The sequence below is a fragment of the Streptomyces sp. NPDC041122 genome (assembly GCF_055592445.1).
Genome location: NZ_JBVIYQ010000003.1, coordinates 448,992 through 469,382 on the forward strand (window position 1 = coordinate 448,992; position 20,391 = coordinate 469,382).

The window sequence follows — 20,391 nt, forward strand, 5'->3', positions numbered from 1 at the left end:
CCGGGGTGGGCGACGAGTGTGCGACGCGCGCCTGATGGGGGTGGGCGTGTGTACGAGTTGACCAAGGGCGGCAACGTAGGACTCGCGACGCTGAGCGAGAACTCCGACGCCGTGATCGTGAGCCTTGACTGGACCAGCCCGACGGGCGAGGGCGACGCGGACGTGTCGGTGCTGCTGCTGGGCGCCGACGGCAGGGTGCGGAGCGACGCCGACTTCTGCTTCTACAACAACCCGGTGGCCGCCGACGGCGGCGTCCAGCTCCTGGGCAAGACGCCGACCGGGAGCGGCGACAGGGACCGGATCAGCTTCGACCTGACCGCGATCCCGCAGGGCGTCGCCCGGATCGTGGTCGCGGCGAGCCGGTACGACGGTGCCCACTTCGGGGAACTGGACGATCTGCAGCTCACGCTGGCCGACAGCGCCGGCGAGGGACTGCTCCGCTTCGGCATCGACGAGACGGGAGCGGTCGGCGCGTTCATCTTCGGCGAGCTGTACCGGCGCGGCGAGGAGTGGAAGTTCCGGGCCGTCGGCCAGGGGTACGAGGCGGGCCTGGCGGCCCTGGCCACGGACTTCGGTGTGGACATCGACGACGACGCGGAGGCGGACCCGCCGGCGGAGCCGGGCCCGCAAGCGGCCGTCGCCACGGAAGCCCTCCCTCAGGAAGCCGCCACCGAAGCGGCCCCGGCCCAGGCGATCGCGGCCCAGGCGAACGTCCCCCAGACCCTGCCGCCCCGGGCTGCTCAGGAAGCCGGCCTTGGAGGCGGCAGCCGCCCGGAACCGGCCCTCGAACCAAACCCGGCCCTCGAACCGAACCCGGCCCCGACGAACGCGCCGACCGACGCACCGCCCCCCGCCTCGACCGCCGTGCCGACCGAGGCACCGAAGAAGGCCACACCCCGCCCCCGCACCGCGAAGCGGAAGGTCACCCTGCCGAAGGCGGCCAAGAAGTCCCTGGCGGAGAACGACGCCTGGAAGGAGTCCAGGCTCTTCCCGGTCTCCGCCCTCAAGAGCGACCACGACCGCGAAATGCGCGCCACTTCCGTGCTGTTGTCGGTGATGGCGCAGATCCCGGAGTTCGGCAGGAGACTCACCGCCGCGTTCGGGGCACCGGCGGGCCGCATGGAGACGTACACCGAGGTCTCGCTGCCGCACGGCGACACCCCGCGCCGGCCCGACGGCGTGATCCGTGTGGAGCGGGCCGGCAAGTTGTGGACGGCGCTCGTCGAGACCAAGACCAACGGCAACGCCCTGCGGGCCGACCAGGTGCAGGCGTACATGGACATCGCCGCACGCCGGGGCTACGAGGCCGTGATCACGCTCTCGAACGACGTCGCCCTGGAAGGCACCCCGCTGGTCGACGTGAAGGTCGACGGCCGGCGCAAGCACACGGTCGCCCTGTGGCACCTGTCCTGGGCCGAAGTGACGTATCAGGCCCAGATGTTGATCCGGCACGAGGGCGTCGGCAACATCGCGCACGCCTGGCTGCTCCAGGAGTTGCTGCACTACCTCCAGCACGAGAACTCCGGCTGCCACGGCTTCCAGAACATGGGGGCCGCCTGGGTCCCGGTGCGCAACGGTATCGACGACGAGACCCTGTGCCAGGGGGACTCCCGCGCCCTGGAGGTGGTGAAGAGCTGGGAGCGTCTCATCCGCCAGGTCTGCCTCCGGCTCGGCGGTGAACTCGGGCAGAAGGTGTTGCCGGTCCAGCGGTACAAGCGCGGCACCGACCCCGCCGCCCGCCGGTCCGCCCGCGCGGACCAGCTCTGCCGCGAGGGCAGACTGCTGGCGGAGCTGCGCGTCGAGGGCACGCCCGGCGTCCTTGCCGTCACCGCCGACCTGCGCACGGGCAAGCTCCGGACGTCCATCGACATCCCCGCGCCCGAGAACGGCTATCCCCTGACCCGCGTCAAGCGCCTCATCCGGACCCTCGCGGACGCGCCCGCCGACCTCCACATCGAGACGCTGGTGGAGGGCGAAGCGGGCGGACCCCGTGGCACGTTGGAGCGGCTGCGTCCGGAGCCCGCGGACCTGCTGCCGAAGGCAGGCGTGGAGATCACCGGATTCCGGCTCTCCCTCTTCAAGGGCATGGGCAGCAGCCGCGGCAACGCCGAGTCGGGCTTCATCCGCAGCGTCGACGACGCCGTGCACCGCTTCCACGCGACGGTGGCGGCACCGCTGGAACGGTCCATCCCGCGCCCGCCCGCACCGGGAGGGGGAACGGCGCCGGGGCCGGGGTCGGCGAGGCGGCTGCCGCGTCAGGCCCTCGTCGGGCAAGGGGCGGAGGGCGCCTCACCGGATGCCGGTCTGGCGCTCAGCGAGTGAGGTGAACGAAGGAGCCGGCCGGCCCGGACCACTGCGATCCCGCCGCCGTCCGGCCGGTGCACCAGAACTGACCGGCGCGGCTACCGCGGTGGCGGGCCTGACACCTCACGCCCGCCACCGCCACCGCGGTCAGCTCAGCGGCGCAGCCCCAGCGCCTCCCGCACCGTCCCGAACAGGTCGGTCTGGTTGGTGACGCCGAGGACGCGGTACGCCTGCGGGCCCTGCGCCGCGATCCGGACCTGCGTGCCGGTGTGCTCCTGCGAGGCGCCCGGCGTGTTCGTCGAGTAGTTGACCTTCAGCTGCTGGCCCTCGTCGGTGACGAGCGTGGAGGAGAGGCCGGGCGGCTGCGCCTCCAGCGGCACGATCTGGCTGGTGTGCGCGTGGTCCGCGGTGGTCACGACCAGCGTGTCGTGGTGCTTGGCCGCGTAGGCGCGGGCCACCTTCACCGCGCGGTCGAACGCCGCCGTCTCACCGATCTGACCGCACGGGTCGGCGGCGTGGTCCTGCTTGTCGATCGACGCGCCCTCGATCTGCAGGAAGAAGCCCCGCTTGCTCTTCGTCGCCTTCTGCTTGGCCTCGAGCAGCTTGATGGCCTTGCTCGCCTGGTCCTGCAGGGCGGGCGTGCCGGCCGGGCGGCCCGGGTTGGAGGTCGTGCAGCGCTGCGGCTCGGTGCCGCCCTTGGCCGCGGCCTTGCCGGTCCACTCGACGGGCACGTTGCCGGGCGCGAAGAGCCCGAGGACGGGCTTGCCGCCGTTGACGCTCTTGACGGCGCCCAACTCCCGCTCGTTGGTGACGACTTGGTACCCGAGGCGCTGGGCCTGCTGCGTGACCGTGAGGCCCTTGTACTTGCCGTCGGTGACCTTCTGGTCGAAGCGCTGCTTGCCGCCGCCGAGGAGCACGTCGACCTTGTGGTCGACGCTCTGCTCGGCGATGGACCCCGGCCCGCCCTTGGCGATGGTGTCCGTCGGGCACTTGGCCATGTCGGCCGGGCCCTGGCAGCTGCGGTCGGTGGCGTGCGAGGCGAGGACGGCGGGGGTGGCGTCCGTGAGCTCGGCGGTGGTGACGGACCCGGTCGCGTACCCCTTCTTCTGCGCGAGTTCGAGGATCGTCGGTACGGCCTTGTCGCTGCCCGGCGTCTTCGATATGCGCCCGTTGACGGTCTTCACGCCGGTGGCCCAGCCGGAGCCGGAGGCGGCGGAGTCGGTGACGTAGTCGGGCGTGCCGTCCTTGTGCACGGCGTACGTCGTGTACGCGCCGGTCAGCGGGAACTTGTCCATGTTGAGCCGGCCGTTCGCGCCCACCGTGTAGTCCCGGGCGAGGGTGATCTCGGAGTCGCCCATGCCGTCACCGATGAGCAGGATGACGTTCTTCGCCTTGCCGCCCTGGATGGCCCGCCGGGCCTGGTCCCTGGTGTCGGAGGCCCCGGCGGAGGCGGTGACGGTCACCGCCACGGCGGTGGCGGCGACCACGGATGCGGCGACGGTCAGGCGACGACGGGACAGACGCGGTCCGGCCATGCGGAACTCCTAGGGGATGTCTCGGTACGGGGCTTCCCCCGGTACGGTCCGGCCACCTCACCAGCACCACATGAACCGGACGGGACGTGCCGGTGCCTTGTTGGTGGCGCGGGGGCGACGTGACGTGCGCTACCGACGTGACGTGTGCTACCGCCGCGCCACGGCGCCGGTGGGCCCCGACGGGGCGACGGCCCCGGCTGGTCCCGCGCCGCCCACGCCCGCGAACCCGGCGATCGCCTCGCGCAGTGGCCCGGAGGCGTCCTTCGGCGCGCCGCGGGTATCCAGACCCAGCACCTCGATGAGTCCCAGGCGCCCACGCGGGCCCTCCACCCGCAGCACCCGTCGCACGGGGCCGTCCGGCGAAGGATGGACCACGAGGGCCAGCGGGGTGGCGGGGTCGGTGTATCCGGCGATGTAGGTGAGTAGCTGGTGTCGGTCGGTGGAGGAGACGTTCTTCTTCTCGTACCCCTTGTACTTCGCGTCGACGACCAGGAACCGGGTGGCGGTGCTCTCGCCGGCCGGGGGCGGGAAGGCCAGCAAGGCGTCCGGCCGGAACGGCGGAGCGCCGTCGTTGAGGCCCCCGAACGTCCTGATCGCCCCCTCGTGCAGCCGGGCACTCCTGCCGCCCACCCGCACGGCCGCCTCGACGGCCATCCGTCGGACGACGTTCTCCCACAGGACGTTCAGATTGAGCAGCAGACTCCTCGCGGCGAAGCCGTGCGGCTCCAGCAGGTCGCTGACGCCACCCCCGCCCAGCACCATCCTGGCCCAGGCGTGCGCGGCCCGGTAGTGGGTGTTCAGGCGCGTATACCGGGCGCGGGCGAGCAAAGAGAGGGCGTCGAGCGGCTGCGGCGGGCTCGGGAAGTGAGCGGCGGCGTCGAGCAGCCACTTCGTCTGCCGCGCGTCCGTGGACCGCCGGGCCGCGACGGTCAGGGCGGCTCCGCACACCATGTTCTCCCAGCCGCCGTCCTCGTACTCGAAGGTCTGGAGATGGAGACGGTCGACCGCGCCGTAGCAGCGGGTCGCCTGGGCCTCCACATCGAGTCGCCCCCGCAGGGTGGAGTCGACGCGGGTCCGTCGAACGTAGTCCCGGCGCAGTCCTCGCGCGAGCAACAGTCGGCACTCGTGGAGCAGGGCGGCGGGCACGAGCCCCGCGTATCCGTCCCGGCCGATGGGCCAGTTGCGCAGCGTCTCGTCCGGCTCGCGCCGATCGTTCGCGTAACAGAGCCAGTCGATCAGACGTCTGCCGTCGATCTGGAACTTGGGCCGCAGCACCAGCCGTATCCGATCGAGCTGCAGAACCCCGGTGGTCGCCGTTGCCTTGAGTGCGTATCCGGTCCGGGTCTCCGTGACGGCCACGCCGGTGGTCGCCCGAACCCGGTCGAGGTCGGACCCGTACAGCTCGGAGCGGGGAACGGTGACGGACTCGTATTCCTTGAGGACCACCTCGCGTCGTGTCATCCGTGCAAAACCTCGTCCAGGGCTTCCCTGGCGACGAACTCGTCGGCGAGGATCCCGGGAAGATCCCGCGGGTTGGTCTGCACGACGCGCCCTGTGCGGTCGTTCACCAGCGAGCCCAGCACGCTCCTGAGCAGGTCGGGCTGGCCGAGGCAGTAGTCGGCCACGAGGGGCACGATCTCGTGGTGGAAGGCGTTGGAGAGCTGTTCCGCGGTGACGAGCGGCCGGTCATCGGCGAGCAGATAGGCCTGACCGAGCAGATGGTCGGGCCCGAAGGCGACATCGAGTTTGGCATTCAGGCCCTGCAGGAAGTCGGCAAGTCCGAGGCCCTCGACCTCGCCGTCCAGCACGTCCAGATCCGGCGGTACGTCGAGGAAGGCGAACCTGCGCCGGATCGCGGAGTCGATGTGGCCGACGCTCCGGTCGGCGGAGTTCATGGTTCCGATGATCCGGACGTTCCCCGGCACCATCTGCTGCCGCCCGCTCGTGGGCAGAGTGATGGAGAGGGAGTCCCGCTTGTCGAGTTCCAGCAGAGTGACCAGCTCACCCAGGATCCTGGGCAGGTCCCCGCGGTTGATCTCGTCCACGACGAGCAAGAAGGTGTCGTCCGGGGCCGCCGTGGCCGCCGCGCAGACCCGTCGAAACAGCCCGTCCGTCATTTTCAGATGGAGCCCGGCACCATCCGCGGCCGTGTCCGGCTTGAAACCCTCTACGAAGTCCTCGTACCCGTAGGACGGGTGGAAGGTCACCAGAGTGAGGCGGGCCGCCGAGGCCCCCTCCGGCACTTCGGACAACTCGGCCAGCGCCTTGCCACGGTCCTCCGGCGGCGCGTCGATGCGGTCGCCGTAACCCGCCATGGCCAGAGCGACGCTGAGGGCCAGGCGGGTCTTGCCGGTACCCGGCGGCCCTTGCAGGATGACCTGCCCCTTGTGGGCGAGCAGATCCCGTACCGTGCGTACCAGCTCGGGGAGTTCCGCATCCCGATCGGCTTCGGGGCCCGTACCGGTGCTCTTGCCGGCGCCCGGTGCGGGATGGTCCGCTTCGGCGAGAGCCGCCTTGCGCCCGTCCCTGATCTCCCGCCATAGCGTGGCCGACACCTTGGCGAGCGTCTGCTGCCAGGCATGCCGGGGCGAGTCGAAGACCTGGTAGTACGACGTGTCCCAGTCCACGCCCACGGTGTGCCGGTGGTCCTCCAGGCTCGCGTCGTACGAGTAGCCGTCGGTGACGGTGCCCACCGCCAGGACTTCGGATTTGCCCCGGTTGGCAACGATCAGATCGCCGGGCTCCAGGTCGCGGAAGGCGAGCAGTTGCCGGGCGAGCCGTAGATTCCCTCCGGCGCTGTACGGCCAGTGGTCGTCCAGGGACTGCTTGAGCTCTTGGTCGCTCTCGTACTGTCCGAAGCTGTCGACCTCGTCCCACCCGATCCGGATGCGACGGTTGGCTAGGCAGTCGTTCCAGAGCATGGCTCGCTCGCCCGGCGCGACCTTCCAGATCATGCGATCCCGCGGCCGGGGATCGTGGAAGGTGTACAGGAACCGCATGACCGCATGCGGACTCCATCCATGGAACTCGGGCACCCTCCGCACGAGTTCGAGCAGTTCACGGTTGGCCCGCCAGGTCCGTACGCCTGAGGAGTACTGGTTCGGGTGGCGGCCCAAGAGCTCGGTGAAGTGACGGACGTGCGGGGCGGAGAAGATCGGCAGAAACTGGCCGGGAAAGTAGATCGCCAGGGCTTTCGTGGTCAGAGCCTGTCCGTACGAAAGCGACTCCAGCTCGTCGATGCGTTCGTAGGCCTCTTCGCCGGCCGCCGCGAAGGCGCTCACGAACTCGGCCCGCACCTCCGTCCAGGCCTCACGCACGCCGAGTCCACGCAGAGAGCTCGGGACGACCCGCCATTCACCGGTCCTGTGCTGGAAGACGATGTGCTTCGCCGCACTGCCGCCACGGATGCTGCCGATGGTGTTGGTTCCGTACTCCAGCAGACGGCAGAACGAGTGCAGAGGGCCACCGTAGGAGTCGGGCCCCAACGCGTATCGCTCCAGCGGCAGATCGGCCCAGGACTTCAGCGGGAACTCCTCCAGCACCCGTCGTCGCTCTTGCTCCGCCCGACCGGCTTCGCGTTCGGCCGCATCGTGATCGAAGCGTGCGACGCGCGCCGCGAGACCTTCGAAGAAGTCCCCACCCTCACCCATGCGGGCATTCTTTCGCACCCCGTGAGCCCCACGCAGCGTTGCATGAAGTTTGGTTGGGATCAGGTGTCCGCCGGCAAGAGGCGGTGAGCGGGGAGGCTCCCGTGCCGGCGGACCCGTAAGAGAGCGGCTTGTGAGCCCGACGGCGGCGTAGCCGAGGTCGAGCCCGGAGCCCGGGCCGATTGGCCGGCCCCAGGGCGGCGTGCCGGGCAGAAGTGGCCCGGCACGCCGCCCACCTGGCGTGCGCGCCCCGGCGCCCTCCCCCGTTGTCACGGGCGCGGCGGCGGGCACGGGCGACGGTCCCCCGAAACCGGAGCCCTGAGCTCCCGGCCCCGATCTCGCCGCCGGGCAAGAGTCTTCCGGCCACCTCGGCCGGTGTCCTTGACCAGGAGCGCACACCCGTTGACCGTCAGCGCACGGTCGGCGGCACACCGGACGCCAGCGCGCGAGCGCGTACGTCGCTGGGCGTGACCCCGTAGGCGGCGCGGAACGCGCGGGTGAAGACGGCGGGCCGGGTGAAGCCCCACCGGGCGGCGATCGCGCCGACCGGCACGGCGGCGAGGGCGGGGTGGGCGAGCGCGCGCCGGCACCGTTCGAGGCGGAGCTGCCGTATCCAGGAGGAGACGGTGAGCCCCTGCTCCTGGAAGAGCAGGTGCAGATAGCGGGTGGAGATGTGGTGGGCGGCGGCGATGCTGTCGGGGTTCAGGGCGGGATCCCGTAGGTGACGCCGTATGTGGCTCTGCACCCGCAGCAGCAGCGTGCGCCGACGGCTCTCCGGCGGCAGCTCGCGCTCGCGGTCGAGATGCTGCGCGGCCAGATGCCCCACCAGGTCGACGAGGGTGTGGGAGAGCCGTTCGGAGGCGCCGGCCCCTTCCCCGAACTGCCCCACGTCGTCCGCGACGTGCCGCATGAAGTGGGCGAGCAACGCCCCGAACCCCTCCTCCCCGGACATCGGCTTGGCGACGATCGTGGCGAGCCGTTCCGCCGGGAAGGGCAGCAGATGGCGGGGCAGCGTGGCCACGATGCTGCGGGTCGGGGCGCCGCTGCCGTCGAGACGCCGCATCCACCCCTCGAAGGGTGAGGAGGAGTCGTAGAGGAGCAGGTTGCCCGCCCCGAACCGGACGTTGCGGCCGCCCTGTTCGAACCCGCTGAGCCCCTGAAGCGTCAGGGAGACCTGCAGACTGTCGGGGTCACCCCTACGGATGTGCCGCGCGGTGCGCCGCACCTCGGCCGACGGGTACGCCATCGTGGTCAGGGTCGTCGCCCCGAGGTCCACGTGGTCCACCGCGACGGGAAAGTCATCGGTGAAGTCGCTGTGCAGCGTCGTCGAGATCGGCGACGCGGACTTCTTCCCGTACCACCAGTCGAACCGCTCCGCCGGGGGCACGGCCTCGCTGGACAGGCTCGCTCGCATCATGCTTGCCCACTTCCTCGTACGCTCGTACGTTGCTCGTCCCCCTCGGCCGGCTCCCCCCGCTCACCACCTCAACGCCCTTCGCCGGAACCGGACATGAAGCGCGGGCGGCACACAGCACGCCCACACAGCACGCTAACCGAGGCCGACCGCCGTGTCGGCCGTCGCCTTCTCGTCTCAACTCGTCCACAGCGCATTCACGTCCGCGAAAGTGGTGCGTGGCCGGCCGTCCGACCGGCCGCTCGCACCGAGACGGGAGAGCCGCCATGCCCCGACGTCCGCTGAGCCGTCGTGAGCGACTGACCTTGGTCGGGTTCCTCCTGAGCGGCGTCGTGTCCGCCGTCATCGGAGCCGCCGCCGAGGGGGCCCTCAGGGCGCTGTTTCCCTGACGGGCGGGGACGCCGCAGGAGAACCGCGGTCCCCGGACGACGCCTCGCGGTTGCCCCGTACAACTGCCCCGCTCGCCACACGCGTCCCCCGTGGCCGATTCCGTGACTTTACGGACGGCTGCGACTCCCACAGGCAAGGATGCTTCGATGACCAGTCACAAGGGTGGTGCGCGGCAGGGGAGCCAGCGACCGATCCCGCGTCCCTCGGGCATGACCCCCGCGCCGCTGCGCGACTTGAAGGACTACGTCTACGAGCTCTACGTGGATGCCGGGACGCCCTCGACCCAGTGCATGGCGGACGAGATCGGCCAGGACGACGCTCTCCCGGGCAGCCCGTCGAAGGCGACCATCCACCGCATCATCGGCTCGCCGGAGCTGCCGACCGGACAGGAGGACGTCGTCTCCGTCGCGCTCCTGCTGGCCCGGGGAGCGGGCCGGGAGCCGGACCGCGTGGCGACCCGCGTACGGCGCATGTGGAGCGCCGCCCTCCTGGCCCGGCCGCCGGGCACCCTCGTCACCGGCCTCGACCCCTTCGCCCTGGAGGTCCACCGGGCGATCAGCGTGCCCGGCGAGAACGCGCTTCCGAGACTGCCCGCCTACGTACCGAGGGACCACGACGCGGAGCTGGCGGATCTGGTGGACCGGGCGATCGACGGCGAGAGCCTCATGGTCACGCTGGTCGGCGAGTCCTCGACCGGCAAGACCCGGGCGTGCTGGGAGGTGCTGCGACGGCTTCCCCCCGGGTGGCGCGTGTGGCACCCCTTCGACCCGACGCGTCCGGACGCGGCCTCGGTGCACCTTGCGGACGTCGGCCCGCAGACGGTGATCTGGCTGAACGAGGCGCAGCACTACCTCCTGGCCCCCGAGCCGAGGACGGCCGAGGGGATCGCGGCGAGCCTGCGGTCGGTCCTGACCGACGGGCGCCGCGGTCCGGTGCTGGTCCTCGCCACGATCTGGCCCCGGTTCTGGGAACCTCTGACGGTTCCGTCGAGGACGGGCGCGGAGGACCGGTTCGAGCAGCAGCGCAAGCTGCTCACCGGGCTCGGCCGGTGCATCGCGGTCCCCAAGGCGTTCAGCGAGCACGACTTGCTCCAGGCGCGGCGCAAGGCGCACGACGACCCACGCCTCGCCAGCGCTCTGGCGGGAGCCAGCGACGGCGAGATCACCCAGTTCCTCGCCGGAGTCCCGGAGCTCATGCGGCGCTACCTGTGTGCGTCGCCCGTCGAACAGGCTCTGGTCCACGCCGCCATGGACTTCCGCAGGCTCGGGCACGGCCCGGTGCTCCCGCACGAGCTCCTCGCCGAGGCCGTCGGGGGTTACCTCAAGGACCGGGAACTCGTCCTGCGCGGGAACGACTGGCTGGAGGAGGCCCTGGCGTACTGCGCCATGCCCTGCCATGGAGTCCCCGGTCCGCTGACGCCGGTCACCCGACGGGGCGGCACGTGCGGCGGCGGCCCGGCGTACGACGCCGGTCGGACGTACCGGCTCGCCGACTACCTCGAACAGCACGGCCGGGTGGAGCGGCGGCTCGTGTGCCCGCCGGCCTCCTTCTGGGAGGCGGCGATCCGGCACGGTCTGAACACGGACGACAGCGTCGCGCTCGCGCGGGCCGCGCAGACGAGGGGACGGCTGCGGATCGCCGCGTCGCTCTTCGGAAGGGCCCTGGCGTCCGGAAACACCGGCGTCCGGATCGAGTTGGGCCGCCTGGCGGAAGGCGTGGGCGACACCGACCGGGCGAAGGAGCTCCACGAGGCGGCGTGGCGGGACGACGACCGGGCGCGCTGGGAGCTCGTACGCCTGCGCCAGATCACCGGAGAACCCGCGGGAGCGGAGAACCTGGCCCATCAGGCCGCAGCCCAGGGCGACAGCACCTCGCTGGCCCGGTTGGTCCAGCTGCGCCAGGAGGCCGGGGACGAGGAGGGCGCGCAGCGGCTGACGAGGAACGCCGCCGCGGGCGGGATGATCAGGACGTACGCGGGCCTCGCCCGGTCCCGGGAGCAGGCGGGGCACCGGGAGGAGGCCGAGACGCTCGCCCTGCTGGCCCTGGCCAACACGGGCAGTACGTACGCCCTGTCGGAGCTGGCGGGCATGCGGGAGAAGTCCGGTGCCGCCGAGGCGGCGGAGCGCCTGGTGCTGATGGCCGTCGACCGGGGCAAGGTGCGCCCCGCCATCAGGCTCGCCGGTCTGCGCCGGCAGAACGGGGACCGGCAGGGCGCGACGCGCGTCCTCGATCTCGCGGCGGGTTCGGGCAGCGTCTTCGCCCTGACGGAGCTGGCCCGGCTCAAGCGGCGGTGGGGGGACAGCGAAGGGGCGGAGAGCTTCCTGCGCACCGCCGTGAGCCGGGGCAGCGTCTGTGCCATGACCGAGCTGGCCCGGCTGCGGGAGAAGGCCGGCGACCGCCGGTCGGCGGTGCGGCTGTACCGGAGCGCGGTCGCGGGCGGAAGCACGGACGCGCTGGCGCACCTCGCCCTCCTGAAGGAGGAGGAGGGAGCCGGGGAGGAGGCCGAACGCATGGCGTGCGGGGCCGCGGACGGCGGAAGCACCTTCGCGCTCCTCGAACTGGCGTGGCTGCGCGAGAAGAGCCGCGACTCCCAGGGCGCGGAGCGGCTGGCGCACACGGCGCACCGGGCCGGCAACTCGGGGGCCCTCGTCCTCCTCGCCCGGCTGCGTGAGGAGGCCGGGGACCGGAGCGGCGCCGAAGCCCTCGTGCTCCACGCGGCGAGGGCCGGTGACAGCCATGTGCTCAACGAGTTCGTGCTGCGCAGGGAGAAGAGCGGTGACAGCCCCGGAGCCGAACGGCTGGCCGCGGCGAGGGGCGGGCGGGTGCTGCTGCAGCTCGCCGAGATGTGGGAGGCGGACGGCAGGACGGCGGAAGCGGAGCGTCTCTACCGGCGCGCGGCAGACCTGGGCCGGACACGGGCACTCGGGGAGCTGGCCCGCCTCAGACACCAGGCGGGCGACCACGAAGCGGCGGAGGGCCACGCCCGCGCCGCGGCCCGTGCGGGACACGTGGAGGTCCTGTCCGAGCTGGCGCAGTTGTACGCCCGGCAGGGGGCGGTGAGCGCCGCCGACCGCCTGTACAGAGCCGCCACGGACGCGGGCCACGGCGGGGCGCTGGTCCCCTGGGGCCGTCTGCACAGCCACGCGGACGCACGGTGGGCCCACCTGCCGCGCTACGGCCTGACCGCGGACGGCGACGTCTCGGGCCCCTGGCAGCCCAGCGCCGCACGGGGACGGGCCACCGAAGAGCGGATGCCGCGCAGGGGCAGGCGGCGCCAGGTGACGTAGCTCCGCGCTACTGCTTACCGGTGCCGACCGGGTCCACCGTGACGGTCGCGACGGACTTGTCGGTGGTGGGGAGGTTGATGTCGACCGGCAGGGTCTTGGAGTGGGTCTCGTCGGGCGGGGTGACGACGAGGGTGGTGATGTGCAGACCCGAGCCGCCGGTGTCGTTGCGCGGGTAGTGGAGCGTGAAGCGGGTCGTCTCACCGGACTTGAGGGCGACGGCGGGCGCGGCGAGGTCGCTGCGCTCGGCACCGATGGCTCCGGGGCCGCTGTCCGCCTTGAGGTCGACGCCGGGGAACCCCTTGAGCGAACAGGCGTCGCCCCCGGTGTTCTTGAGGCTCACCATGAAGGTGCCCTCGCCCATGCCGTGGGCGGTGCCGAAGGCGAGGTCGGCCGTCTTGCACCTGCCGGCGGTGATCTGCCCGCCACCGCTGCCGTCGGCGGAACCGGCGGAGGGGGAGTCGTTGCCGCCCTGGCCGCCGGAGGTGCCGGAGTTGCCCCCGGAGCCGGCGTCGGACCCGGCGCCGGTCTCGGACCCAGCTCCGGGGCCGGAGTTGGAGTCGGAGCTCTCCGCGCCTCCGTTCGCGCCCGCGCTCCCGCTCGCGGTGGAGTCGTCGTCACCTTGGCAGGCGGTGAGGGAGAGGCCTGCGACGAGGGCGAGGGCGGCGAGCGTGAGCTTCTTGGCGCGCATGATGTTCTTCCTTGGGGGGAGGGGGCGGGAACGGCGCTGCTCGTGGGGGAGCGAACGTTACTGAGTACGAGGACACGGAGTCCCCGTACAACCGTTCCCCGCACCTCACCCCTAGTACATGCTCGTTACGCACGTAGGGACGAACCGGTCAAACAGCTCGCCAAGGGACCGACCGCTGTCGCCGATGCGACCCTGCCCACCCGCATTGCCCCGTCTCGTCCCGCCTAAGATCACCACCATGGCGAAGCGCAAGGTCCGGCGACGGGCACGGAAGATCCTGGGTGAGGACCCGAAGGCCCTGGTCTGGTGCGAGCTGCACAAGCCGATCCCCGCCCCGCCCAAGGAGGTTCACCGCGCCGCGGGCAAGGGCCGGCTGAAGTCGCGGCACCACTGGCTGGTGTACGCGGGGGCGGTGGTGTTCTTCTTCCTCGTGGTGCCGTACATCCTGCTCGACAAGTTCGCCGAGAGGCTGGGGTCGGCGCTGAGGGGGGAGCCGGGTTGGTGGAGGTTCCCGAAGCGCGGGGGCCGCGAAGACAAGTCGGCCAGGCGCGGCGCTAACGCCGATGGCGGGCCGGAGGGCACCCCGCCCCCTCCCCCTGTCTTCGACGGCGACTGGACCCTGACGGCGGGCCGTCTGCTGCTGCGCTGGTACAGCGACTCACCCAGCAAGACCCGCCTGATCCTGCTGACGCAGGACCGCATCCACGTGACGGCGTCGCCGGGCCGCCGCCTGTTCCCGACCGCGGCGGACGACTTCCGGAAGGTGGCGGAATTCCCCCTGAGCGAGGCGCACGCGGAGGGCGACCCCAACCAGCCCCGCGGCTTCGCCACGTTCAAGCTCCGCTTCAGGGACGGCTCGTGGCTGGAGCTGGGCCACCTGACGGGCCCGTCCGACGCGGACCACTTCCTACGAACGATCAACGCCTGACGCCTCACCGCGCCGAGCGTTCCGTGTACGCGGAGGCGGGGTCCCGCTACCGCTTCAGCGCCCGGTACCGCCTCATCAGCGCGATGATCCGCGCCTGGTCGGCCTCACCATTGAGCTCGGCCAAGAGATCGTCGGGGCACAGCTCGTAATGATCGCCCCACCACCCACGGCGCCGGTGGTCCCAGATGCGGTAACCCCCCGGCACACCTCTGGCCACGTAACGTCTCTTGCTCACGGCCCTGCCGCCCCCACCCAGATCACGCCGCCCCCACCTCACGGCCCCCGCCGCAGACCATACGGACGCGGAGCCCACCCGGCGACCCGATAAGCACCGCCGACCCATCGGCGACGACGCCCACGTTCGTCCCGGCCTCAGTCTTCGTGTGGGGCACGCAGTTCGTGGAGGCGTTCTCCAATGTCGTCGGCCCAGGATTGTGCCCAGCGACGCAGTTCGGCGATCACCGGCTCGTCGAGCCCGTAGGCGGCGAACTCCGTGTCGTCGATCCAGTCGGCCCCGCCCAGCCGTGCTTGCAGCTCGCCCAGGTCGAAGGAGTCGCGGGCGTGGCGACGACCGAGCTCCTCCAGCTCGATGTTGCTCCAGGAGTTCGCCGCAGCTTTGACGTCGACCAGATCCCTGGCGAGTCCCCGGTCGGCCAAGGCGCGAACCTTGGTGCCGACGACATCTTCGAGGGACAGGACCAGCCCGTGCTCGGTGTGTACCGGAGGCCGCCAGAGTGTCTCCTTGAGGACGTCGACCTCGCACTCCTCACAGCTGGTGGGATCGGTGACGATGAGCCGTGCCGAGAGGGGGTCTGTCTCCAGCGCTCGCACGTGCCATCCACGCTCTTCCAGGCCGGTGCACACGGCCGTGGCAATGTCTTCCATGCGCTCCGGGTTCTCGGTCGCCACATCGAGATCCTGGCTGAGACGGTCGACCAACCCATGTGCTTGGACCGCGTAGCCGCCCGTGAGCGCCAGAGGGTAGACACCGCCCACGTCGAGGACATCCGCAAGCAGGCGACGGTGCAGATCCGTGAGGTTCACGCAGCGTCCCGGGCGTCGTGAGCCAGCTCCTCGAAGGAGCTCTCCCACACCTCCCGCAGGTCACGGCTGATCAGCGTGCGCAGTACGGGCCATAGGCTGACCAGAAGGTCGTGGTTGAGGAACCGGACCAGGTCGTCGTGCAGGCCCTCGGCCAGGACGATCCGGTAGTAACTCATCCGCAGGCGCGGCTGATCGAGATCGAACGTGGTCAGCCCCGACCACGTCAGGTGCAGCGGCAGGGTCACGGTTCCGTGCCGCGGGCCTGCGAGCTCGGAGAGGGCTGCAGGCGCACGCCGAGCGAACCTGGCACGGCGAAGATCAGTGGGTCCGGGCTGCGTTGCCATACGCCGATTATCCAGGAAAGGCCCGCGACAGGCTCTGTGATCCGCCCGGCTGCGCACGCTCTCCCCAGGAGTCTTCCGCTGCGTCGACGGGCCCCTGCTCGCTTGTCCCCGAACGGCACGCGCCCACTGATCGGTCCAGACGTACGAAGAAGGCCCAGGTCGATGACCTGGGCCTTGATTCAAGAGCGGGTGACGAGAATCGAACTCGCACTCTCAGCTTGGGAAGCTGATGTTCTACCACTAAACTACACCCGCGAAATACGCCGCCGTAAGCGGTGTCGTACCGTCGCACACTCTACCCCATCACGGGCCCCGGGCGCTCTCGCCGCGGGGCCCGAGTGCTGTCCGCGGGGTGGATGCGCCGTGCGGCCGAAGGGAGTTGGGGCGTACCGTAGCTCGCGGTCGTGCCGCCTGGAGCGGCGTCCCTTTCATACCGTAATGTGGGCTTTCGTCGTCGGCTCGGAGGCGAGCGAGAGACGAGTGAGTACGGGTACGTACGAGCTCACCCACGACCGGGGAAGGGACTCGAAGACTTGATGGACCGCACCGTCGTCCGATGTGCCGAAGGGCACGTCTTCAGCACCACGTCGTTCCCGATGCAGCAGGCGGACCGGCTCGGTCCTGGCCGGCTCATCCGCTGTCCGCGCTGCGCCCGGCTCCGGCACGCCGTGCCGGTGTCCCTGCAGAAGCAATAGCTCAGTAGCTCAGTAGCTCAGTAGCTCAGTAGCCCAGTAGCTGAAGCAGAAGCAGTAGCGACAGCGGCGGCCTTCGGGCCGACCGGGGAGCGGCAGCAGCGAACCGCACAGCGCGCGCGGGCCCGTCCGATTGGGGCGGGCCCGCGCGCTCTGCGTATCCTCGGTGCGTGCTTCTCTCAGACAAGGACATCCGGGCCGAGATCGACTCCGGACGGGTGCGGATCGACCCGTACGACGAATCCATGGTGCAGCCCTCGAGCATCGACGTGCGGCTGGACCGCTACTTCCGGGTGTTCGAGAATCACCGCTACCCCCACATCGACCCTTCCGTCGAGCAGGCCGACCTGACGCGGCTCGTGGAGCCCGAGGGCGACGAGCCGTTCATCCTGCACCCCGGGGAGTTCGTGCTCGCCTCGACGTACGAGGTCATCTCCCTGCCGGACGACCTCGCCAGCCGGCTGGAGGGCAAGTCCAGCCTCGGGCGGCTCGGGCTGGTCACGCACTCCACCGCCGGGTTCATCGACCCGGGGTTCAGCGGGCACGTGACCCTGGAGCTGTCGAACCTCGCCACGCTGCCGATCAAGCTCTGGCCGGGCATGAAGATCGGGCAGCTGTGCATGTTCCGGCTCACCTCGCCCGCCGAGGAGCCGTACGGCTCGGAGCGGTACGGGTCGCGTTACCAAGGGCAGCGCGGGCCGACCGCCTCCCGTTCCTTCCTCAATTTCCATCGGACGCAGGTGTGAGCAGCGGTATGAGTGACGTGCGCGAGAACCTTGACTACGAGAAGTTCGGCGGCGCGGTGCGCGAGCTCGCGCAGACCATCGCCGACGACGGGTACCGGCCCGACGTGATCATCTCCATCGCCCGCGGTGGCGTCTTCGTCGCGGGCGGGCTCGCCTACGCGCTCGACTGCAAGAACATCCACCTCGTGAACGTGGAGTTCTACACCGGCGTGGGCACCACCCTGGAAATGCCCGTCATGCTCGCGCCCGTCCCCAACGTCATCGACTTCACCGACAAGAAGGTGCTCATCGCCGATGACGTCGCCGACACCGGGAAGACGCTGAAGCTCGTGCACGACTTCTGCCTCGACCACGTCGCCGAGGTGCGGTCCGCCGTCATCTATGAGAAGTCGCACTCGCTGGTGAAGTGCGAGTACGTGTGGAAGCGCACCGACGAGTGGATCAACTTCCCGTGGAGCGTCGAGCCGCCCGTCGTGCGGCGTGAGGGTCAGGTTCTCGACGCCTGAGCCCAGGGCGCGGTACCCGGAGCGTGGTACGGAGAAGGGCCCCGGCGGACCGTAGTCCGCCGGGGCCCTTCCTGTGTCCGTCGTCCGTCCCGGGTCGCTAGAACGTGCCCAGCTTGATGATCGACAGGATCGCGAGCAGCTGGATCGCCGACGCGCCCAGCGCCTTCGGCAGCGGCAGGTCGTGGGACTTCGCGACCATCGTCGTCAGCAGCGCGCCCGCCGCGATCCAGGTCAGCCAGCCGAGCAGCTGGACGAACGTCTCGCCGCCGCCCAGGAACATCGCCACGACCACACGCGGCGCGTCCGTCAGCGACATGATCAGCATCGAGAGGCCGACCGTCGGCTGCCACGCGCCGTCGCCGCCGAGCTGGCGGGCGAGGGTGTGCGTGACCACGCCCAGGATGAAGGCGCTGATGGTGATCGCGACGCCGGTGGTCAGGACGTACGGGACCGCCGAGGACAGCGTCGCGTTGATCGCGTCCTCGCGGGCGTCGTCGAAGCCGAAGATCGCGAGCGCGCCGTAGAGGAACGTGACGATGAGGGCGGGGCCCCACATCGCGTAGTCCCGCATCTGGAGGAAGGTGGGTCCGGGGCGCAGCACGATGCCGCGCAGCAGGTCCTTCCAGTGCAGGCGGGGGCCGACGGGGGGCGTGGCCGCCTGGCCTGCGCGGTAGGTGTCGCCCTGGGTGTAGGGGTCCTCGCCGATGGAGAAGGCCTGGGTGTGTCCGGGGTTGTTGGCCGCGTACGGGTCGTACCCGCCCTGGCCGCCCGGGCCCTGGCCGTGGCCCTGGTCGTCGGGGCCGCCGAAGTACTCCGGCTCACCGTGGTTGCCGTGGTGGCCGCCCTGGTGCCCGCCGGCCTGCGGCCACTGCTGCTGACCGCCGCCTCCACCGCCTCCGCCGTATTGCGGGCCGCCCCCGCCGTACTGGGGGCCGCCTCCGCCGTACTGCTGCTGCGGATGCGACGGCGCGGGCGGGTAGCCGTACGGCTGCTGCCTGCCCTGCGGGGCCTGCGGCCGGCCCTGGGGGGCCTGCCGCCTGCCCTGGGGGGCCTGCTGTCCGTACGGCTGCTGCCGCGATTGTTGTTGCGGTTGCGGGGCGCGGTTGTCCCGGCCGCGTCCGATCCTGAATCCAGCCACGAATCGAACGTACCTGGTCTCGGAGGGTGGGGGCGTCCCTCCTCCGGAGGAGACCGGCTTTGCGGCCGACCTGTGACAACCCCTAGGGGGACCCTGAGGGGTACGGGTGGGACCCCTCAGCCTCTCGCCCGTCCCTCCGCCCCACCCGCATCAGCGGCCGAGCACCGCCCCGTACGCCTCGGGGTCCGAAGACGCCGGAAGGTCAATGGAGTTCGGGGTGATCGCGAGGCCGCCGGGCGCGCCGGAGGGGAACTCCCAGACGCCGCCCGTCGCGGCGTTCTCGCCGGGCGAGCCGATCGAGAGGTCCGGGCGGCCGTCGCCGTCGTGGTCGGCGGTGGCGAGCGCCGCGCCGAAGGTGTCGCCGGCCTCGGCGGCGCCCGGGACGCCGGGGGAGTTCTGCTGGTACGCGACCGCGCCCGCCGCCGTGCCGTCCGCGTCGAGGATGCCGTGCGCGCCGCCCTTGAGGACGGTGACGGCGCCCGCGCGGGCGGCGCTGCCGATGGCCTCGCCGGGGGCGCCGGCCATCAGGTCGTCGCGGCCGTCGCCGTCGAGGTCGGCGACGGCGAGGGCGTTGCCGAAGTCGTCACCCTTCTCGGCGACGCCGGGGACCCCCGGGGTGTCCTGGTTGAGGGTCTGGCCCTTCCAGACGAGGCCGTCGCCGTCCCCGTAGTGGATGTGGATGCCGCCGCCCTCGGCGGTCTCCTCGGGGCCGCACGGGTCGTCGATGTTCTCGTCGGCGATCTCGCGGCAGTTGCCGAGGGCGAGGTCGTCGTGGCCGTCGCCGTTGAAGTCGCCGACGGCGAGCGCGTTGGCCGCGCTGTTGTCGCTGCTCCAGGTGAGGCCGAAGTCGCCGTCGTACTCGTCGTCCCGGTCGTAGCGGTAGAGCTGGACGTGGGACTGCGTGTACTGCGGGCTCTGCTTGTAGTAGGCGACGGCGAGCTCGGGGTGGCCGTCGGAGTCGAAGTCGCCGGTCGTCATGACGGGGGCGCGGCCGCCCATGGGGCGGGTGATGACGGGTGTGGTGCGGGCGGTGTACGGGTTGGCGTTGAAGACGATCTGGTCCGTGCCGCCGATCGCGAGGTCGACGTCGGTGTCGCCGGTGAAGTCGGCGGCGGTCAGGGCGTTTCCGTACGCGTCGCCGGCCTTGGCGCCGCGGGCCGCGGTGTTGGCCAGGGCGAAGCCGTCGCCGGTGCCGTACAGGACGGTGACGGAGCCGGCGTCCTTCTTGGCGTCGATGTCCTCGCCGGCCGCCCCGATGACGAGGTCGGCGTACTGGTCGTCGTCGATGTACGCGGTGGTGAGCGCGGAGCCGAACCGGTCGCCGGCCTCCGGGGTGCCGGGCACCTCGACGGTGGCCTGGGTGATGCGGCGCACGTTGTGCGGGTTGGTGCCGTCGTCGCCGCCGAAGAGGACGCTCACGTATCCGGCGCGCGCCTTGCCGTCGACGGTGCCGGAGGGCACGCCGACGGCGAGGTCGGCACGTCCGTCGCCGTCGAAGTCGCTCTCGACGCGGTTCGTGGGGGCGGAGGGGGCGGAGGGGGCGGCGGGGGTCGCGGTCGCGGTGGTGGCCGTGAGGGGCAGAGCGAGGCCGGTGGCGGCCAGCGCGGTGGCGACGGCGAGGGCGAGGGTGCGTGGTCGCATGGGGGCTCCGACTCTTCGGTTCTCTGGGGGGGAGGGAGGAGGGGCCGGGCCCGCGGTGGAAGGATGCGGGACCGGCCGGTCACATGG

16 protein-coding genes and 1 tRNA gene are annotated in these 20,391 nt (G+C 71.3%); 6 read left to right on the forward strand and 11 right to left on the reverse strand.

The window, feature by feature from the left end; all coding sequences use genetic code 11:
• The first annotated feature begins 48 nt into the window (after positions 1-48).
• Complete coding sequence (locus tag ACZ6B8_RS14360) at positions 49-2,322, forward strand: TerD family protein (RefSeq protein WP_471086885.1); 2,274 nt, start codon at positions 49-51, stop codon at positions 2,320-2,322.
• A 134-nt stretch (positions 2,323-2,456) separates the two neighbouring features.
• On the opposite strand, the gene phoA is transcribed toward ACZ6B8_RS14360, so the two are convergent.
• From phoA to ACZ6B8_RS14380, 4 genes are all read right to left on the reverse strand, one after another.
• Positions 2,457-3,839 (reverse strand): alkaline phosphatase, encoded by a 1,383-nt coding sequence (gene phoA / locus ACZ6B8_RS14365; RefSeq protein ID WP_471607401.1) that lies wholly within the window; start codon positions 3,837-3,839, stop codon positions 2,457-2,459.
• Positions 3,840-3,986: 147 nt separating this feature from the next.
• The gene (locus ACZ6B8_RS14370; protein ID WP_471607402.1) at positions 3,987-5,300 is read right to left on the reverse strand and encodes a 5-methylcytosine restriction system specificity protein McrC; all 1,314 of its coding nucleotides are present in this window, start codon (positions 5,298-5,300) and stop codon (positions 3,987-3,989) included.
• Entirely contained in the window at positions 5,297-7,489 is a 2,193-nt protein-coding gene (locus ACZ6B8_RS14375; RefSeq protein ID WP_471607403.1) for an McrB family protein, read from the reverse strand. Before ACZ6B8_RS14375 ends, ACZ6B8_RS14370 begins: the two co-directional genes overlap by 4 nt.
• 406 nt (positions 7,490-7,895) lie before the next feature.
• On the reverse strand, positions 7,896-8,903 hold the full coding sequence (locus ACZ6B8_RS14380) for a helix-turn-helix domain-containing protein (RefSeq protein WP_471086891.1): 1,008 nt from the start codon (positions 8,901-8,903) through the stop codon (positions 7,896-7,898).
• Positions 8,904-9,436: 533 nt separating this feature from the next.
• On the opposite strand from ACZ6B8_RS14380, the gene ACZ6B8_RS14385 reads away from it, so the two are divergent.
• Complete coding sequence (locus tag ACZ6B8_RS14385) at positions 9,437-12,577, forward strand: hypothetical protein (protein WP_471607404.1); 3,141 nt, start codon at positions 9,437-9,439, stop codon at positions 12,575-12,577.
• Between the two features lie 7 nt (positions 12,578-12,584).
• Here the strand turns inward: ACZ6B8_RS14385 and ACZ6B8_RS14390 are convergent, their stop codons facing one another.
• Positions 12,585-13,265, reverse strand: a complete 681-nt coding sequence (locus tag ACZ6B8_RS14390) for a DUF4232 domain-containing protein (protein WP_471607405.1) — start codon at positions 13,263-13,265, stop codon at positions 12,585-12,587.
• Between the two features lie 238 nt (positions 13,266-13,503).
• Between ACZ6B8_RS14390 and ACZ6B8_RS14395 the strand changes: the two genes are divergently transcribed.
• Positions 13,504-14,193, forward strand: coding sequence for a hypothetical protein (locus tag ACZ6B8_RS14395; protein ID WP_471607406.1), 690 nt, complete (start codon positions 13,504-13,506; stop codon positions 14,191-14,193).
• A 46-nt stretch (positions 14,194-14,239) separates the two neighbouring features.
• Here ACZ6B8_RS14395 and ACZ6B8_RS14400 read toward each other — a convergent pair whose 3' ends face one another.
• From ACZ6B8_RS14400 to ACZ6B8_RS14415, 4 genes are all read right to left on the reverse strand, one after another.
• The gene (locus ACZ6B8_RS14400) at positions 14,240-14,428 is read right to left on the reverse strand and encodes a hypothetical protein (protein WP_471607407.1); all 189 of its coding nucleotides are present in this window, start codon (positions 14,426-14,428) and stop codon (positions 14,240-14,242) included.
• 137 nt (positions 14,429-14,565) lie between these two features.
• Entirely contained in the window at positions 14,566-15,237 is a 672-nt protein-coding gene (locus ACZ6B8_RS14405) for a nucleotidyl transferase AbiEii/AbiGii toxin family protein (protein ID WP_471607408.1), read from the reverse strand.
• Positions 15,234-15,581, reverse strand: a complete 348-nt coding sequence (locus tag ACZ6B8_RS14410) for a transcriptional regulator (RefSeq protein ID WP_471607409.1) — start codon at positions 15,579-15,581, stop codon at positions 15,234-15,236. The genes ACZ6B8_RS14405 and ACZ6B8_RS14410 overlap by 4 nt, the downstream gene beginning before the upstream one ends.
• A gap of 184 nt (positions 15,582-15,765) precedes the next feature.
• Positions 15,766-15,836 (reverse strand) — tRNA-Gly (locus ACZ6B8_RS14415).
• 281 nt (positions 15,837-16,117) lie between these two features.
• Between ACZ6B8_RS14415 and ACZ6B8_RS14420 the strand changes: the two genes are divergently transcribed.
• From ACZ6B8_RS14420 to ACZ6B8_RS14430, 3 genes are all read left to right on the forward strand, one after another.
• Positions 16,118-16,276 (forward strand): hypothetical protein, encoded by a 159-nt coding sequence (locus tag ACZ6B8_RS14420; RefSeq protein ID WP_471086908.1) that lies wholly within the window; start codon positions 16,118-16,120, stop codon positions 16,274-16,276.
• A gap of 167 nt (positions 16,277-16,443) precedes the next feature.
• Complete coding sequence (gene dcd, locus ACZ6B8_RS14425) at positions 16,444-17,019, forward strand: dCTP deaminase (protein ID WP_362376648.1); 576 nt, start codon at positions 16,444-16,446, stop codon at positions 17,017-17,019.
• Between the two features lie 8 nt (positions 17,020-17,027).
• Positions 17,028-17,525 (forward strand): phosphoribosyltransferase, encoded by a 498-nt coding sequence (locus ACZ6B8_RS14430; RefSeq protein WP_471086911.1) that lies wholly within the window; start codon positions 17,028-17,030, stop codon positions 17,523-17,525.
• A gap of 97 nt (positions 17,526-17,622) precedes the next feature.
• Here the strand turns inward: ACZ6B8_RS14430 and ACZ6B8_RS14435 are convergent, their stop codons facing one another.
• Entirely contained in the window at positions 17,623-18,663 is a 1,041-nt protein-coding gene (locus ACZ6B8_RS14435; protein WP_471607410.1) for a Yip1 family protein, read from the reverse strand.
• Positions 18,664-18,813: 150 nt separating this feature from the next.
• Positions 18,814-20,304: an FG-GAP-like repeat-containing protein gene (locus ACZ6B8_RS14440; RefSeq protein ID WP_471607411.1), complete on the reverse strand. Its 1,491-nt coding sequence runs from the start codon at positions 20,302-20,304 to the stop codon at positions 18,814-18,816.
• Between the last annotated feature and the right edge of the window lie 87 nt (positions 20,305-20,391).

Excerpts from the sequence above, each read along its gene's own strand:
- phoA (WP_471607401.1), bottom strand. The coding sequence starts at position 3,839 with ATGGCCGGACCGCGTCTGTCCCGTCGTCGCCTGACCGTCGCCGCATCC.
- ACZ6B8_RS14370 (WP_471607402.1), bottom strand. The coding sequence starts at position 5,300 with ATGACACGACGCGAGGTGGTCCTCAAGGAATACGAGTCCGTCACCGTT.
- ACZ6B8_RS14375 (WP_471607403.1), bottom strand. The coding sequence starts at position 7,489 with ATGGGTGAGGGTGGGGACTTCTTCGAAGGTCTCGCGGCGCGCGTCGCA.
- ACZ6B8_RS14380 (WP_471086891.1), bottom strand. The coding sequence starts at position 8,903 with ATGATGCGAGCGAGCCTGTCCAGCGAGGCCGTGCCCCCGGCGGAGCGG.
- ACZ6B8_RS14385 (WP_471607404.1), top strand. The coding sequence starts at position 9,437 with ATGACCAGTCACAAGGGTGGTGCGCGGCAGGGGAGCCAGCGACCGATC.
- ACZ6B8_RS14390 (WP_471607405.1), bottom strand. The coding sequence starts at position 13,265 with ATGCGCGCCAAGAAGCTCACGCTCGCCGCCCTCGCCCTCGTCGCAGGC.
- ACZ6B8_RS14395 (WP_471607406.1), top strand. The coding sequence starts at position 13,504 with ATGGCGAAGCGCAAGGTCCGGCGACGGGCACGGAAGATCCTGGGTGAG.
- ACZ6B8_RS14410 (WP_471607409.1), bottom strand. The coding sequence starts at position 15,581 with ATGGCAACGCAGCCCGGACCCACTGATCTTCGCCGTGCCAGGTTCGCT.
- ACZ6B8_RS14420 (WP_471086908.1), top strand. The coding sequence starts at position 16,118 with ATGGACCGCACCGTCGTCCGATGTGCCGAAGGGCACGTCTTCAGCACC.
- ACZ6B8_RS14430 (WP_471086911.1), top strand. The coding sequence starts at position 17,028 with ATGAGTGACGTGCGCGAGAACCTTGACTACGAGAAGTTCGGCGGCGCG.
- ACZ6B8_RS14440 (WP_471607411.1), bottom strand. The coding sequence starts at position 20,304 with ATGCGACCACGCACCCTCGCCCTCGCCGTCGCCACCGCGCTGGCCGCC.